This is a genomic window from Pseudoxanthomonas kalamensis DSM 18571 (genome assembly GCF_010211745.1).
Classification (GTDB): Bacteria; Pseudomonadota; Gammaproteobacteria; order Xanthomonadales; family Xanthomonadaceae; genus Pseudoxanthomonas_A; species Pseudoxanthomonas_A kalamensis.
The window spans coordinates 1-741 of the sequence record NZ_PDWQ01000036.1 but is presented as its reverse complement, the minus strand read 5'-3'; the positions used below and the strand labels follow the sequence as shown (position 1 = coordinate 741).

At 62.6% G+C, this 741-nt stretch carries 1 protein-coding gene; it reads right to left on the bottom strand.

All coding sequences use genetic code 11. From position 1 onward, the window contains the following. The coding region (locus CSC70_RS13825) for a hypothetical protein (RefSeq protein WP_211369506.1) at positions 1 to 541 on the bottom strand (541 nt) is incomplete at its 3' end. Between the last annotated feature and the right edge of the window lie 200 nt (positions 542 to 741).

The window sequence follows — 741 nt, the reverse complement described above, 5'->3', positions numbered from 1 at the left end:
GTTCCTCCTCCAGCTCGATCCGGGTGCGGTACTCGCGGTGGCTGCGGCGCATCACCAACAGCATATACACAGTGTAGATCAGCCACATCGCACCGACGCCAGCCGACACGTTGCGCCACAGCACCGCCTGGGTCGGCAGCATCACCAGCAGGATGGGCAGCATCGACGGCACGGTGCGAATGCACATGGTGTGCGCCAGGGCCATGCCGAACGCGCCGGAGAACAGCAAAGCGATCAGCGGCGCGGGATCCGGCAGGGCCGCCTGCGCCCAGGCGCTGAACGCGCCCCACACCAGGGTATTGGCCAGCACCACCGCCCAGATCGCGCGCAGGTAGCGCAAGGCGCCGCGCTCGTCCGGCTGCGCCGCCAGCGGCACCAGCACCCGCAGGCAGGCCAGCGCGAACAGGACCGCCACCGTCGCCAGCGCCGCGACCCGGTATACCGGCTCCAGGCCGGTGACGGCGAAGGCCAGCGCCGCTGCCACCGCGTAGAACCAGCCGCCCAGGCGCGCCCTTTGCCGGGGCGCACCGCCACGACGCATATCTTCACTTTCATCGCGATAAAGAGATATTATCCCGGCCGACCCGCCGAAAAAAAAAAATAGTAAGGGCATGTCTCTTCTATTCTCCTCTACACCCCCCCAACATCTGTCTTAATCGTATGCCGTATTATGATTGAATAAAAACAACACACAAAATGATGTAGGTACCAATAGTGAGATCTAAAGTACTCCTAGATCGA